This is a genomic window from Nonlabens sp., from assembly GCF_039941875.1.
Classification (GTDB): domain Bacteria; phylum Bacteroidota; class Bacteroidia; order Flavobacteriales; family Flavobacteriaceae; genus Nonlabens.
The window spans coordinates 232370-246522 of the sequence record NZ_JBDVDQ010000003.1 but is presented as its reverse complement, the minus strand read 5'-3'; the positions used below and the strand labels follow the sequence as shown (position 1 = coordinate 246522).

Annotated in this window: 10 protein-coding genes; 3 read left to right on the top strand and 7 right to left on the bottom strand. The window is 35.1% G+C overall.

The window, feature by feature from the left end:
* The first annotated feature begins 35 nt into the window (after positions 1-35).
* Complete coding sequence (locus tag ABJF08_RS01535; RefSeq protein ID WP_348114288.1) at positions 36-620, top strand: riboflavin synthase; 585 nt, start codon at positions 36-38, stop codon at positions 618-620.
* On the opposite strand, the gene ABJF08_RS01530 is transcribed toward ABJF08_RS01535, so the two are convergent.
* The 5 genes from ABJF08_RS01530 to ABJF08_RS01510 form a co-directional block, all read right to left on the bottom strand.
* Positions 617-781 carry a hypothetical protein gene (locus ABJF08_RS01530; RefSeq protein WP_348114287.1) on the bottom strand — a complete coding sequence of 55 codons (165 nt, stop codon included), beginning with the start codon at positions 779-781 and terminating at the stop codon, positions 617-619. The genes ABJF08_RS01535 and ABJF08_RS01530 overlap by 4 nt on opposite strands.
* A gap of 354 nt (positions 782-1135) precedes the next feature.
* Entirely contained in the window at positions 1136-2761 is a 1626-nt protein-coding gene (locus ABJF08_RS01525; protein ID WP_348114286.1) for a S8 family peptidase, read from the bottom strand.
* A 26-nt stretch (positions 2762-2787) separates the two neighbouring features.
* On the bottom strand, positions 2788-3642 hold the full coding sequence (locus ABJF08_RS01520) for an MBL fold metallo-hydrolase (RefSeq protein WP_348114285.1): 855 nt from the start codon (positions 3640-3642) through the stop codon (positions 2788-2790).
* A 63-nt stretch (positions 3643-3705) separates the two neighbouring features.
* Complete coding sequence (locus ABJF08_RS01515; protein ID WP_348114284.1) at positions 3706-5922, bottom strand: SulP family inorganic anion transporter; 2217 nt, start codon at positions 5920-5922, stop codon at positions 3706-3708.
* Positions 5919-6767, bottom strand: coding sequence for a universal stress protein (locus ABJF08_RS01510; RefSeq protein ID WP_348114283.1), 849 nt, complete (start codon positions 6765-6767; stop codon positions 5919-5921). Before ABJF08_RS01510 ends, ABJF08_RS01515 begins: the two co-directional genes overlap by 4 nt.
* A 122-nt stretch (positions 6768-6889) precedes the next feature.
* On the opposite strand from ABJF08_RS01510, the gene ABJF08_RS01505 reads away from it, so the two are divergent.
* Complete coding sequence (locus tag ABJF08_RS01505) at positions 6890-8743, top strand: cation:proton antiporter (RefSeq protein ID WP_348114282.1); 1854 nt, start codon at positions 6890-6892, stop codon at positions 8741-8743.
* A gap of 96 nt (positions 8744-8839) precedes the next feature.
* Here the strand turns inward: ABJF08_RS01505 and lepA are convergent, their stop codons facing one another.
* The gene (gene lepA, locus ABJF08_RS01500) at positions 8840-10639 is read right to left on the bottom strand and encodes a translation elongation factor 4 (RefSeq protein ID WP_348114281.1); all 1800 of its coding nucleotides are present in this window, start codon (positions 10637-10639) and stop codon (positions 8840-8842) included.
* A gap of 91 nt (positions 10640-10730) precedes the next feature.
* On the opposite strand from lepA, the gene ABJF08_RS01495 reads away from it, so the two are divergent.
* Positions 10731-13142, top strand: a complete 2412-nt coding sequence (locus ABJF08_RS01495; RefSeq protein WP_348114280.1) for an outer membrane beta-barrel family protein — start codon at positions 10731-10733, stop codon at positions 13140-13142.
* A 78-nt stretch (positions 13143-13220) separates the two neighbouring features.
* Here the strand turns inward: ABJF08_RS01495 and ABJF08_RS01490 are convergent, their stop codons facing one another.
* The gene (locus ABJF08_RS01490) at positions 13221-14153 is read right to left on the bottom strand and encodes a DUF3078 domain-containing protein (RefSeq protein WP_348114279.1); all 933 of its coding nucleotides are present in this window, start codon (positions 14151-14153) and stop codon (positions 13221-13223) included.

The following is a 14153-nucleotide window of genomic DNA, read 5'->3' as shown; positions in this document are numbered from 1 at the left end:
TTTGAAAGGATAAAAGTAAAGTTTTTTAATCAGTTATGTTTACAGGAATTATAGAGAGTGCTGCAAAAGTTATGCAGGTAAGAAAAGAAAATACAAATTTACACCTCAGTTTGCGTTGTGATTTAACCGCCGAGTTAAAAATAGATCAAAGTGTTGCGCATAATGGAGTGTGTCTAACAGTTGTAGCCATAGATGGCGATCAATATACCGTAACCGCTATAGAAGAGACTCTTAACAAGACAAATATAGGAGATCTAAAGGAAGGTGCTATAGTTAATATAGAACGCGCCATGAAAATGAACGCACGACTAGACGGGCATATCGTACAAGGCCATGTAGACCAGACAGCTATTTGCACCCAAGCAGAAAACAAAGATGGTTCATGGATATTTAGCTTTGAATATGATCAAAAACTAAATAACGTAACTATTGAAAAAGGAAGTATCTGTATAAATGGAGTGAGCCTTACTGTCGTATATTCTAAAACTAACAGCTTCTCTGTAGCTATTATCCCATATACTTATGAGCACACAGGTTTTAAAACCTTATCTCAAGGCGACAAAGTAAATCTAGAATTTGATGTGATAGGTAAATATGTAAAAAGATTAATGAATCTTTAAGCTATCTTTTTAAATTTAAAAACAGCCACATACCCTATTAAAGCTACAGCAACTGCAAGCAATATCCATAAATTAGTATCTAGAGGTACGACATCTCCTACAGGGGTAGGAGCCATTTTTGTCTCAAACTCAGGTGGCGGTGGTGCTTGCTGAACAAGCATCAAAATAAAAATGTGAAACTTAACTAACATCATGTCGATAATTGTAGGGAATGCGAATGTAAATATTAAAATGAATTAGAACAAAAAAGAATCGTCATCTATACGTTATCTTTTTATTTTACGTATTTCATCGGATTTATTATTAATTACAGCGTTAAAATAAATATAAACTATGCATTTGAACCTAACATATAGCATTAATTAAAATGTTTTCATGTTAATAACTCATTATATTAACATACAAATTAACGTATTTAAAGCGGACTTTAGTTTACAAAGACTAAATTAAAATTTCAATAAAAAAGCGGATATTCTTATAGTAAGAATATCCGCTTTATATTTTTTTGAATCTAATTAGATTTTAGAAGCAAGAATTAATGCGTTGTAAAGGTTTACCATTTTACCAGAAACTGTAGTTTCTGCAAACGGTTTTGTATCTTCTGGATTACCACCTACTATTACTCTAGCGCTAGTCGTTAAACCACTATCCATAATAACATGCTTTACTTGTGACGCTGTTAATTTAGGATACTGTGATCTTATTACCGCTGCAACACCTGCAGTTGCAGGAGATGCCATAGAAGTACCACTTGCATTACGATATTCATTAAGTGGCGCAGTAGAATAAATCGCCGCACCTGGAGCAAATACATCTACAGTACTTTTCCCGTAGTTAGAGAAACCAGCTAATAATCCAGAACCATATTCAAAGTTTAAAGCTCCTACTGTTAAGAAATTATCAGATATTTCAGCACCTGCCATTACTTGATCTTGAGGATATACTTGTGTGAAATCTGTATCAGTACCTTCATTACCAGCTGCATTTACAAAAAGAACATCTTTAGTCTCAGCATATTTGATAGCATCCCAAACCCATTGTGCATTAGGAGAGTGGTATTTACCAAAACTACCGTTGATTACTTTTGCACCATTATCTGCAGCATAACGTATTGCTTTTGCTATATCCTTATCATACTCATCACCCATACTAACAGCTCTAAGTACCATAATCTCTACATTATTTGCGACACCATTAACACCTAGACCGTTATCACGCTCTGCAGCGATAATACCTGCGACATGCGTACCATGAAAAGCATCTGCTTTTTCTGGATCTGGACCAGAATATTCATTATTACCATAAACTGGTGTATCCCATACGTACTGATCGTCATTAAGGATATCTTTACGGTAATTAGTTTTTAATTTATCTCCGTTTAAAAGTGCTGTAACACTACTTACTTCACCTTCTAATAAAGTTACAAGGTTAGAAAAACTTTCATATTGTGGAAAAACTCTATTCGCTATAGCTTTTGCTTGCTCTAACTCTTGATCATCACTAGTAGCGATTGCCTTTACATCTTCAAGAGTATAATCTTCTTTACCAATTGCTGCAACTAATTTTGCATCAAAACCTTTTACAGCAGCAATTTGTTGCTCGTAAAAAGCTTTTTCTTCTTTGGCATCATTTACTTTACCGTCATATTCTTTCTGTGCTTTTGCAACAATATCTGCAGGAAGCATAGCTTTATCTCTTACTATTCTTTCGTATTCTAAATTTTCATCAATGATGTCTCCTAAGAAATTCCACCCATGAACGTCATCTATATAACCGTTGTTATCGTCATCCTTGCCATTACCAGCAATCTCGCCTTTATTAGTCCAGATAACCCCATCTAGATCTTCATGCTCTACGTCAATACCAGAATCAATAACCGCTACAATAACTGTCTCGCCTTTTTTACCTTTTAGTATTTCTGTATAAGCTTTATTAACACTCATCCCAGGAATAGTGTCAGCAACAAGGTCCATGTCTTTCCAGTTCTTTGCTTGTTCTTCGGTAAGCGCTTGTGTTTTTAAAGGTGTACTATCTATATTACCTATAGCTGGAGATACTATAGCACCACCACTACCACAACTAGCTAGCAAACCAGCTGCTGCAACAGTTAAAAATGTAGATTTTAAAATTGAGTATTTCATTTTCTGTTAATTATTGTTTGTTAGTTTTAAAATAAGTCTTTGAAAGTAAAGGTTTGATCTAACCTCACACCTTTGTCTGTATGTTTTACAGTTATAATCTCGTTATATGGATCGTGTTCTAAAATGAGGTAATACCCCTTAGTTGCAGCTTCATTTAAAAATTTTTCTTTCTCACCAAGAGTTAATAATGGTCTTGTGTCATACCCCATTACATATGGTAATGGAATGTGTCCTACTGTAGGAAGCAAGTCTGCCATGTACACAAATGTTTTACCATCTAAGTGTATGTGCGGAATCATCATCTTTTCTGTATGGCCGTCTACAAAAAGGATATCAAAATCCATTTCATTTTGCTTCTCATAACTGCTGTTTTGAGAAATAAAATTGAGCTGTCCGTTTTCTTCTATGGGTTTGATATTTTCTGTAAGGAAACTAGCTTTCTCTCTATCGTTAGGTTCTATTGCCCATTTCCAGTGACTAGAGTTGGTGTGGCATACCGCTTTCGCGAAAGCGGGCTCAAAAAAATCTCCTTTACTACTCTTCTTAATTACACCACCACAATGGTCAAAGTGTAAATGCGTCAGAAAAATGTCTGTAATATCATCGCGAGAGAATCCTTTTTCTTTTAGTGAACTATCTAGATTAAATTTATGATCCATATAATAATAGCCAAAAAACTTCTCTGACTGTTTATTACCCATTCCAGTATCAATCAAAGTAAGTCTATCTCCATTCTCAATAAGCAGACATCTCGCCGCCATATCGATCATGTTATTAGAGTCTGCAGGATTAGTACGTGTCCATAAACTTTTAGGCACCACACCGAACATGGCACCACCATCTAACTTAAAATTACCAGATTCTATTGAGTGTATCTTCATAGTGTCTGCAAAATACAAAATGTACCGCATAGCCCACAATGCCTTTAAGAATAAATAAGGGTTTTAATAAGCTACTTGCACTTCTTTAACCACTACTTTTCTAAGGCGGTTACCAAAATCAATCAACTTTTTTATCTCCTTAACTCCAGAAGTACGTTGTGTCCTGAAAATTAATAAGGAAACACCATCAGACTCTACATGATAGTAAGAATTACACTCAAAGAACTTTACTAAATCATCATTAAAATATTCTTGAACTCTATAAGGGTTCTTTCCTAAAAGGTAAAAGCGTTTTGTAAAATCAGAATGGTTATCAATAGGTATATCTTCATATCCTGCGATAGCATATAGACGCTCCATAAAACCTTCTCTATCTAGTGTAAATTCTGGAATAGCATGCTCAAGTTTAATATGTAACATTGTGGTACGCACGTCTTCTTTGGCTATAAACTCTCCTTCAGAATAGTGTATATCAAACACAGAGAAAGAGTCATCTTCATTAAATAGTCTATTGTATATTTTTTCAATTTTTTTAGTCTTGAAGTATCTAAATTTGTCTAACACCTCTGTATTTCCCTTTACATCGACCTCATATTCTAATGAATAACCTTGGGCTATTTCTTTTAAAGTCGTCTGTCTTTTAGTAAGATTACCTGTAAGAAATGGTATGCCAGGTATGAGCCTGCGCAATGCAAATGGGTGTTCTGAATCTGTACCGTGTAAATCGAGTCCTATAATTTCTAGATGTCCACCTCTTTTATGAAACACATCTTGATAGGCACTCAGGTTTTCCATTACCGTGTGATCAACAAATTCACACAATGATAAATCTACTACAACATCTTCTGTCTCGGGAATAGCATTTAATTTTTCTTTAAGTCTATAGAAATTTAAGAAAGTACAGAAATGCTTGACATTAATATAGTAGTGTTGATCCCCTTTTTTCTCTTTAAACATCAAGACATTAGGTTTGCGCCAGTTTTTTATAAAAAGCTCTAGATCTTTATTCAAGATCACATGAATAACAAAGGTCATTAACACACCTGCAAGAATCCCTGAAATTAAACCTACAAATAGCGTAACTAATAAAGTGGTGAAAAAGATAATAAGCTGCTCTTTTCCTATCTTAAAAATCTTTACAACATTACTAGGAGAGGCTAGCTTATAACCTGTATAGACCAAAATAGCCATTAGAGCTGGCAACGGTATACGTGTTAATTGCGTACTAAATAAAAGAATAAAAATAACTAGGAATGTTGCGTGTGCAAAGTTAGAAGAACGGTTACTACCTCCATTATTCACATTTACAGAACTTCTTGCTATAACGGTAACTACATTAAGACCTCCTAAAAAACCACTACCTATAGTAGCCAGACCTAATGCTTTAAGATCTCTATTTACATTAGATCTTCTTTTTTCTGGATCTAACTGGTCTACTGCCTTAATACTTAACAAAGACTCTATACTTGCTATTAATGTAATCGCAAGAACACTACCCCAGAAACCTATGGAGTTAACAAGATTAAAATTAGGAGTAGGTATGTCAGACACAATCTGACCGCCTGTAGGAATATTTGAGATCATGTATCTAGGATCTACTGGGTGCGGCTGTTGTAATACTAATTCATAGAAGTAACTAACTCCTATAGATATTAAGACTATCCACATAGGTGCTGGGACTAGATGAAAGTATTTATTTCTAATTTTAGGATAAAACACCATAATAGCTAATGCTATGACACCAGATATAGCTGCATAAGTAAAGCCAGAATGGCTATAAGAAAAGACTCCAACTATAGTAGATGGAATAGCGAGCAGGTAATCTATACTACCTGGTAACTTCATCTCATTACCCATCATGATATGAAACTGTTTACCTAGAATAATAAGACCTATAGCTGCCAGCATACCTTGAATAGCACTAGACGGAAAAAAATCTGCTAGTTTTCCCATTCTCAAAAAACCCAGTATGGTTAACAAAATACCAGAACATATAATAGCAGCATAAGTACCATTTAAACCTAATGTGGCGACCGCCACTAGTATCACACCTACTAGACCATTACCTGGACCAGAAATGGTAACATTACTACCACCTAGAATAGAGACTAAAACTCCACCTACCACCGCAGCTATAACACCTGCAATAGGTGGTACCTCACTAGCCATAGCAAGACCTAGACCTAATGGTAATGCGATAAGACTAACCACAAAACCACTAAAAATGTTTTTGGGTAATGCTTTAAAAAACCCTTTGATGTCTGTTTTCTTCTTCGTCATCTTACTATAAGTACATCAGTAGGCAGTTCATTTAAAATATGCTCTAGATCATGAGGGAAAAACCTATCTAGAAAACTAGACTTTTTAGGCGCATTCATTACCAGTAAATCTGCTCTTACTATTTGAGCATAATGACCTATAGAATAACCACGTTGCCCAAAAATAGGTTGCGTACTTACCTGAATATCTTTCTTTTCATCACTAGGTATATGACTTAATATACCTTGAACACGTAATTCTTCCTGTCGTTTGAGTTTTTCTTTAAGCAAATTTGCTTTACGCAAACTTTGATCGTCATCAATTTTTATAGATACCTTTTCTTGTTCTATTTCTTCCACTATAGTCAGCTGATTGCTTCCTAAACTGTGTGCTACATAAAAAGCTGTTTCTATAGTATGCTCTGTATGCGCATCCTTAAGCCCATTTACCACCATGTGCTTACATGGTTTTCTTATCACACTGGGATTAGTCATCATTAGAACAGAGCAAGTTGCTTTTCTAGTCAGTTTACGTGCAATAGAACCTAGATAAAACTTGACAAATTTTTCTTGCTTTAAAGCGCCCAGAAGTAGCAAGTCTATTTTATGCTCCTTAACAGTTTCTAGAATAACCCCTACTGGATCACCCTCGGTAAAGATAATTTCATAAGATAATTGTGACTGTCCACAATTACCTATGTATTGATCTATAATGCTTATTTTTTCATCACTTCTCGGCCCCACATGAATTAAAGACAGCTTTGCACCGAACATGCAACTTACTCTTGCAGCCTCGCTTACGTTTGCTTCTAGTGTAGGGGAAAAAGCGATTCCTATCGCTATATTTTTAAATGAGGTGTAACTCAATGCTTGTTATTTGTTAAAAAAACATAAATATAGGCTTAATTATTACTTATTTCGCTTTCGCGAAAGCGTAACCATTATAAAACTGATAAAAAAGGTTGTAATTTTCCTGAAAATTTAAAAATATGCTAGAACTAGCAGGAATTATCATATTAGGAATATTAGCGCAATGGATGGCATGGAGATTAAAAATCCCTGCTATCTTACCATTAATCATCATCGGTTTACTAGTAGGTCCTATCGCTACTTTATATACAGGAGATGCAAAATTGATAGAACCTATATGGAATGGCGAGAAAGGACTTTTCCCTGGAGACAGCTTATTTTACTTTGTATCGCTGGCCATAAGTATCATTCTTTTTGAAGGTGGATTAACTTTAAAGAGAGATGAAATTCTTAACACAGGACCGGTTATTGGTAAATTAATATCAGTTGCTGTGATCATCACATTTGTAGGTGGTGGAGTTGCTGCGCATTATATATTTGGCCTGACATGGAAGATATCTCTACTATTTTCTGCATTGATAATCGTTACAGGACCTACGGTTATCACACCTATATTACGTAACATACCCTTAAAAAAGGATGTGAGCTCCATCCTTAAGTGGGAAGGTATTCTTATTGATCCTATAGGAGCATTATTTGCCGTACTAGTATTTGAATTTATAAGTGCTGGTGCTGGTGGTGAGTTCACGCTGGTGGCTTTAGAAGAATTTGGTAAGATCGTATTGTTTGGTTTTTCATTTGGTTTTTCATTTGCACATGCTCTTGCTTTTTCTATAAAGAAAAAACTTATACCACATTACCTATTAAACGTTTTTACGCTTGCAGCAGTTTTAGGTGTCTTTGTACTAAGTGACAGTTTTGCACATGAATCTGGATTACTTGCGGTAGTAGTCATGGGAATGGTTTTAGGAAACATCAACCTTCCTAACATAAAAGAACTTCTATACTTTAAAGAGTCACTGAGCGTACTTCTTATCTCTATACTTTTTATACTCCTAGCGGCTAACATAGATATGGAAGACCTATACCTTATTTATAGATGGGAAACCCTAGTACTATTTGCTATTATGGCATTTATCATACGACCACTAGGTGTATTTGCTAGCTCTATAAACAGTGGGCTCAAGCTCAATGAAAAATTATTTATTTCTTGGGTAGGACCGCGCGGGATAGTTGCCGCAGGTATCGCATCACTTTTTGGTTCTAAACTAGTCTCTCAAGGAATACCTGGTGCAGAATATATAACACCACTAGTATTCATGATCGTACTAGGAACCGTTTTACTTAATGCTACTACAGCAAGAATGTTTGCAAAAATAGTAGGTGTTTTCCTTAAACAATCTAATGGTATCATGATAGTAGGAGCTTCAAAATTCTCTAGAGTCATTGCAAAATATCTTAAGGAACACGGTCGCAGTGTCGTATTAGTGGACACTAATGCAAACAATATACGTATCGCAAAAGAAGATGGTCTAGACGCTGTTACAGCAGACATTTACTCAGACTCCATATCTGACGATATTGAATTTAACAACATAGGGTTTTTACTAGCACTGACTGGCAATTCTCAAATTAACGATTATGCTATCGAGCGATTTGAAAAACGTTTTGGAGAAAATGGAGCTTATAGACTAGTGCACTCTAATGAGATTAATAATCCTAATAAAAACCCTGAAACTGGCTTATTCTCTGCTACAGATGATTACGTGAACATGATAGAGGTTACACGTCACCATGGTAAGATACATGAGATAACTATTAAGTCTCAAGAACACTTTGAAGGTCTTATAGAAATTACAAAAACTGACGAGGACATTGTACCGCTATTTATACGACATGAAAATGCGATAGACATCGTACCGTCTATGTCTAATAAAATGGAAATAGAAGAAGGTAGTATTCTTGCTTATTTAGGTAAAGAAATAGTAGAGCAAGCATCTGGCGAAGTAACGATGGAAGACGAGCATCATTAATCTAGGATAGGACTTTTATAAAAAACAAAAACCTCATCAATTACGATGAGGTTTTTTTATGGGTACGCTTTCGCGAAAGCGGAACTACAATCTTAATTAATCATTTAATTTAAGAACAGCCATAAACGCTTGCTGTGGTATCTCTACATTTCCTACCTGACGCATACGTTTCTTACCTTTCTTTTGCTTTTCAAGAAGCTTACGTTTACGAGAGATATCACCACCGTAACATTTGGCAGTTACATCTTTACGTAATGCTTTGATCGTTTCACGAGCAATGATCTTTGCACCGATAGCTGCTTGTACAGGTATATCAAATTGTTGTCTAGGTATTAATTCACGTAATTTCTCTACCATTTTCTTACCTATGGTATATGCATTATCAAAGTGAATCAAGGCGCTTAAAGCATCTACCGTTTGTGCATTTAATAAAATATCTACACGCACTAATTTAGATTCACGCATTCCTATAGGTGCATAATCAAATGATGCATAACCCTTAGAAACAGTCTTAAGCCTATCATAGAAATCAAAAACGATCTCTGCTAATGGCATATCAAAAGTCATTTCTACACGCTCTGTAGTAAGGTAGGTCTGACTAGTTACCACACCACGTTTTTCAATACAAAGTGACATTACATTACCTACAAAATCAGATTTTGTAATGATGGTCGCTTTAATATATGGCTCTTCTACTCTATTAAGACTAGAAGGCTCTGGTAAATCTGTTGGATTATTTACAATAAGAATCTCATCTGGATTCTTATGAGTATAAGCATGGTAAGACACGTTAGGCACCGTAGTAATTACCGTCATATCAAATTCACGCTCTAAACGTTCTTGAATAATTTCTAAGTGTAGCATCCCTAAGAATCCACATCGGAAACCAAAACCAAGTGCCGCACTACTCTCTGGCGCAAAAACTAATGAAGCATCATTTAACTGAAGTTTTTCCATACTAGAACGCAAGTCCTCATAGTCCTCCGTATCTACAGGGTAAATACCTGCAAAAACCATAGGCTTCACGTCTTCAAAACCACCGATAGCATTAGTAGTAGGCTTTGCATGATCTGTAATCGTATCACCTACTTTTACTTCCTTAGCCTCTTTAATACCAGTAATTAGATAGCCTACATCACCAGCTTTAATTTCTTTTTTAGGAACTTGGTTTAATTTCAACGTTCCTATTTCATCTGCATAATAACTTTCGCCAGTGGCTACAAATTTAATATATTGTCCTTTTTTAATAGAACCGTTTATAACTCTAAAAATAGTTTCTACTCCACGGAACTGGTTGTATTGTGAGTCAAAAACAAGTGCTTGTAACGGCTCATCAGGATCTCCTACAGGCGCAGGAACTCTAGATACGATTGCATCTAAAATTTCTTGAATACCTAGTCCTGTTTTTGCACTAGCTGGTATCACCTCACTAGGGTCGCAGCCTAAAAGATCTACAATATCATCTGTAACCTCTTCTGGATTTGCACTAGGAAGATCTACTTTATTTAAAACAGGTATAATTTCTAAATCATTTTCTAGCGCTAGATAAAGATTAGAAATAGTTTGTGCTTGTATACTTTGTGCTGCATCTACTATTAACAATGCTCCTTCACAGGCAGCAATAGAACGAGATACTTCATAAGAAAAATCTACGTGACCTGGCGTGTCTATTAGATTAAGAATATACTGCTCACCATCTGGTGCAGTATAATCCATCTGTATAGCATGTGATTTAATAGTTATCCCACGCTCACGCTCTAGATCCATATTATCTAACAGTTGTGCCTGAGATTCTCTCTTAGTAACAGTTTGCGTAGCATCTAACAACCTGTCTGCCAGCGTACTCTTACCGTGATCAATATGTGCGATGATACAAAAATTACGTATATTCTTCATAGTCCTTTACAATAATGTGCAAATATAATCTAAAAGATGTCCTTAAGTTTTCTTGATCTTTGGTATTTTAGCTCATCGCTAACCGCTCAGAATGAAATACCTACCTTTTCTCACCTTTCTTATAGTCCTTAGTACGACTGCACAAACTAATCTTACAGGTACTGTAAACAGTAAAAATAAAGTAGGAATACCCTATGCCACCGTAGTTACTTTTAAAATGCCTGACAGTACTTTTCATAAAGCAACTTCAGCAAATGAAAAAGGGGTTTTTAACCTTAACGACTTTGAACAAGGTACTTATACATTTCAGTTTTCTTCTGTTGGATATGTTCCGCTTTCGCGAAAGCTGAACATAACAACTAATGAATCCTTAGGAGAATTTATCTTAGAAGAAGACACAGCACAGCTAGACGCAGTAATATTAACAGCTGCAAAACCTACAATCGACAAAAAAGCAGATCGACTGGTTTTTAATGTTGAGAACACCATTTTAAGTGTAGGAAATACTCAAAACCTATTAAAAAAGACACCTGGAATATTTGAAATGGAAGGAACTTACATGGTTCAAAACTCTCCTGCTGTAATTTATATTAACAACAAGCGTGTGTATTTAACTAGTGAAGAGCTGGATGCATTATTACGTGGTTATAGTGCTGACAACATTAAGAGTGTAGAGGTTATCACAAATCCACCTGCTAGTTATGATGCAGAAGGTGTTGCGGTCATTAATATAAACACCTCAAAAGGAATTTCTTTAGGTTACAAAGGAAACGTAAGTGGAAAATGGACTCAAGGTACTTTTACAAAATACCAGATAGGAACCTCTCACTTCTATAAAAATAACTGGTTAAATGTTTATGCTAACTATAATTACAACCCTAGAAAGGATTTTAAATTTGACGACTCACAAATAGGTTTCTTTAACCCTGATGGAAGTAGGTCTGAAAGACGTTTTACTGAGCTAGAAAAAATAGAACGCAGTGCCTCTCATAATTTTAATACGATCGTAGATATAATGGTGGATAAAAAAAATTCATTGAGTTTTTCTGGTAACTACAGCAGCAATGAAAATAATGATGCAAGTTACCAAAACGAGACTTTTATCTTACAAGAAGGTGCCACCACTTTTTCTGGCTTTAATACCGATTCTGATTTTGAGAAAAACAGAACTAACGGTTTTGTAAATGTACAATGGCAACATATTCTTAATGATAAAGGTGCTACTTTGAATCTAGAAGGTAATTACATCTTTACCGATAGTGATCAAGTACAAAACCTTACTTCCACTTTCTTTGATACTAGTCAGACTACCACAGGTAGTAATAGTTTTTTAACAGACGCTTTTCAGGAAATAGATATTTACACTGCAAAATTAGATTACAACACGAGTATAGGTAACTACCAGTTAAGTACAGGACTTAAGTTTTCTAATGTAACATCTACTAGTTCACAGAACTTTTTTGACACTGATAGTGGCAGCACACTTAACCCAGCCTTCTCTGATCTATTTTTATATGATGAGAGTATCTATGCAGCATATGCACAAATAGAGCGTAATTGGGAAAAATGGTCACTTGCAGCTGGATTGCGTGCAGAACAGACAGACGTAGAAGGTGATTCTCAATCTCTAGGCCAGGTAAACACACAAGAATATTTAGAGTTTTTCCCTAATCTAGCAATAACTAATCAAGTAAATGAAAACAACTCTTACACCTTAAGTTATAAGAGAACTATAGACAGACCTAGATATGCAGACTTAAATCCTTTTAGTTCTTTTATAAATGACTTTAACTTCAGTACAGGAAACCCAAATCTACAGCCTGCTTTTAATAATAAATATACTTTAAGCTGGAATCATAAAAACACGTGGTTTGTAGATGCTTATTTTCTATACACAAAAGACGTGCTAAGTGAGGTGCCTTTTCAAAATAACAGTAATAATCAGTTAAACTCGCAAAGTATAAATCTAAACTATGAACTACAATATAGTATAGATGCAGCAACCTATAGATACATAAATGACAGCTGGTACACAGGACTAAGCAGTAGTTTGTTCTATATGGAGAATGAAACTAGAGCAGTACAGTCTGGAAATGTGGATGTAAAAACATCTACCACAGGTATATATTTAAGTTCTTTTAATAGAATCAATCTAGCAGATGATAGAACTTTATCCATGGACATAGAAGCATCTTATATATCTAGCCTTCTATTCGGCACTTATGAATGGGGTGGCTCATTTCCTACTAGTATTAGCTTTAATAAAAGCTTGTGGAATAGAAGAGCACAATTAACTCTTGCAGTTAATGACATCTTTAAAACTCAAAATCAAAGACTTACTACACGTTATTTAAACCAAGACAATTATTACCTAGCACTACCAGAAACTAGAACTATAAGTGTGGGCTTCACTTATAACTTTGGTAACTTTAGACTAGAAAATAATGAAATAACGACTCCAGAAGAACAGAATCGTACTACTAAAAAAGAAGTAGGTTTATAAATAATCATAAATCTTGTTCAAAATAAAAAAGGCTTTCCAGAAATGGAAAGCCTTTTTAAGTAAATGAAATATATTGTTTTAGAACTTGTAGTTAAGACCTACTAAGTAGTAAGACTGTAACTTGTTATCTACTGTATCAAAATCTAATGGAGTTGCTCCTACCGCTAGATTATCGTTTGCAAAGTTTAAAGCTTCTTGCTTGTTACCTCTTAAACCAAATTCAAAACCTACACCTATATTTTTCCATAATGTGTAACCGAATGAGTTGATCCAAGTATAATTAGAAAGGTCGCTGTCTTCATAGCTATAGAAAGCAGATAAATTAGACTTAAAGCTAATTTTACCAATACTACGAGTATAATCTGCAACTACTTTTGCACCTAGAGAAGATTCAAAAACTGCATCATTCTTAGCAAATACAAAGTTGTAGTTTAATGGATGTACCACTACTACAAGATTATCTGTAGGAGTCCACGTTGCACCTACACCTAAGTCTAGATAACCTGGGTCATTAAAGTTACTTAAGATAGTAGTACGGTATTCAGCTAGTGTTGATACAGCGATTTTCTCGCTTAATTTGTAACCATAAAGAGAAGAGATATTAAAAACATCTGTTGCCTCTTGGAAGCTATCATCATCTGTTGGATCGTCTTTGTCATCAAATTTTACCCAACCTAAGTTAATGTTTAATGAGTTTCTCCAGAAGTATTTAGGTTGCTTTAAGTTTGCAAATGCATTTGCAGTAAGACCTATATTTCCAGCAGATACGTTTGCACTACCTTGAGAATACCAGTTATCAAAACTAGATAAATTAACACCTAAAGTACCGAAAGCACCTTTTTTCCATCCTGGAAGAGCATCTATTTTTCCTTGAATAGCATCTACTCTAGATTGTATTTGAGCAATTGAATCTTGTTTTACCTGTTTCAACGCCTTTAATTCGGCCTCAGTTTGGGCAATGGCAGTGCTCACTGTAAATAAAAGCACTACAGATAATAATATCTTTTTCAT

What these genes read in the sequence shown, in the direction of transcription:
- ABJF08_RS01535 (WP_348114288.1), top strand. Translation starts at nt 36, where the DNA reads ATGTTTACAGGAATTATAGAGAGTGCTGCAAAAGTTATGCAGGTAAGA.
- ABJF08_RS01525 (WP_348114286.1), bottom strand. Translation starts at nt 2,761, where the DNA reads ATGAAATACTCAATTTTAAAATCTACATTTTTAACTGTTGCAGCAGCT.
- lepA (WP_348114281.1), bottom strand. Translation starts at nt 10,639, where the DNA reads ATGAAGAATATACGTAATTTTTGTATCATCGCACATATTGATCACGGT.
- ABJF08_RS01515 (WP_348114284.1), bottom strand. Translation starts at nt 5,922, where the DNA reads ATGACGAAGAAGAAAACAGACATCAAAGGGTTTTTTAAAGCATTACCC.
- ABJF08_RS01505 (WP_348114282.1), top strand. Translation starts at nt 6,890, where the DNA reads ATGCTAGAACTAGCAGGAATTATCATATTAGGAATATTAGCGCAATGG.
- ABJF08_RS01495 (WP_348114280.1), top strand. Translation starts at nt 10,731, where the DNA reads ATGAAATACCTACCTTTTCTCACCTTTCTTATAGTCCTTAGTACGACT.
- ABJF08_RS01530 (WP_348114287.1), bottom strand. Translation starts at nt 781, where the DNA reads ATGCTTGTTCAGCAAGCACCACCGCCACCTGAGTTTGAGACAAAAATG.
- ABJF08_RS01490 (WP_348114279.1), bottom strand. Translation starts at nt 14,153, where the DNA reads ATGAAAAAGATATTATTATCTGTAGTGCTTTTATTTACAGTGAGCACT.
- ABJF08_RS01520 (WP_348114285.1), bottom strand. Translation starts at nt 3,642, where the DNA reads ATGAAGATACACTCAATAGAATCTGGTAATTTTAAGTTAGATGGTGGT.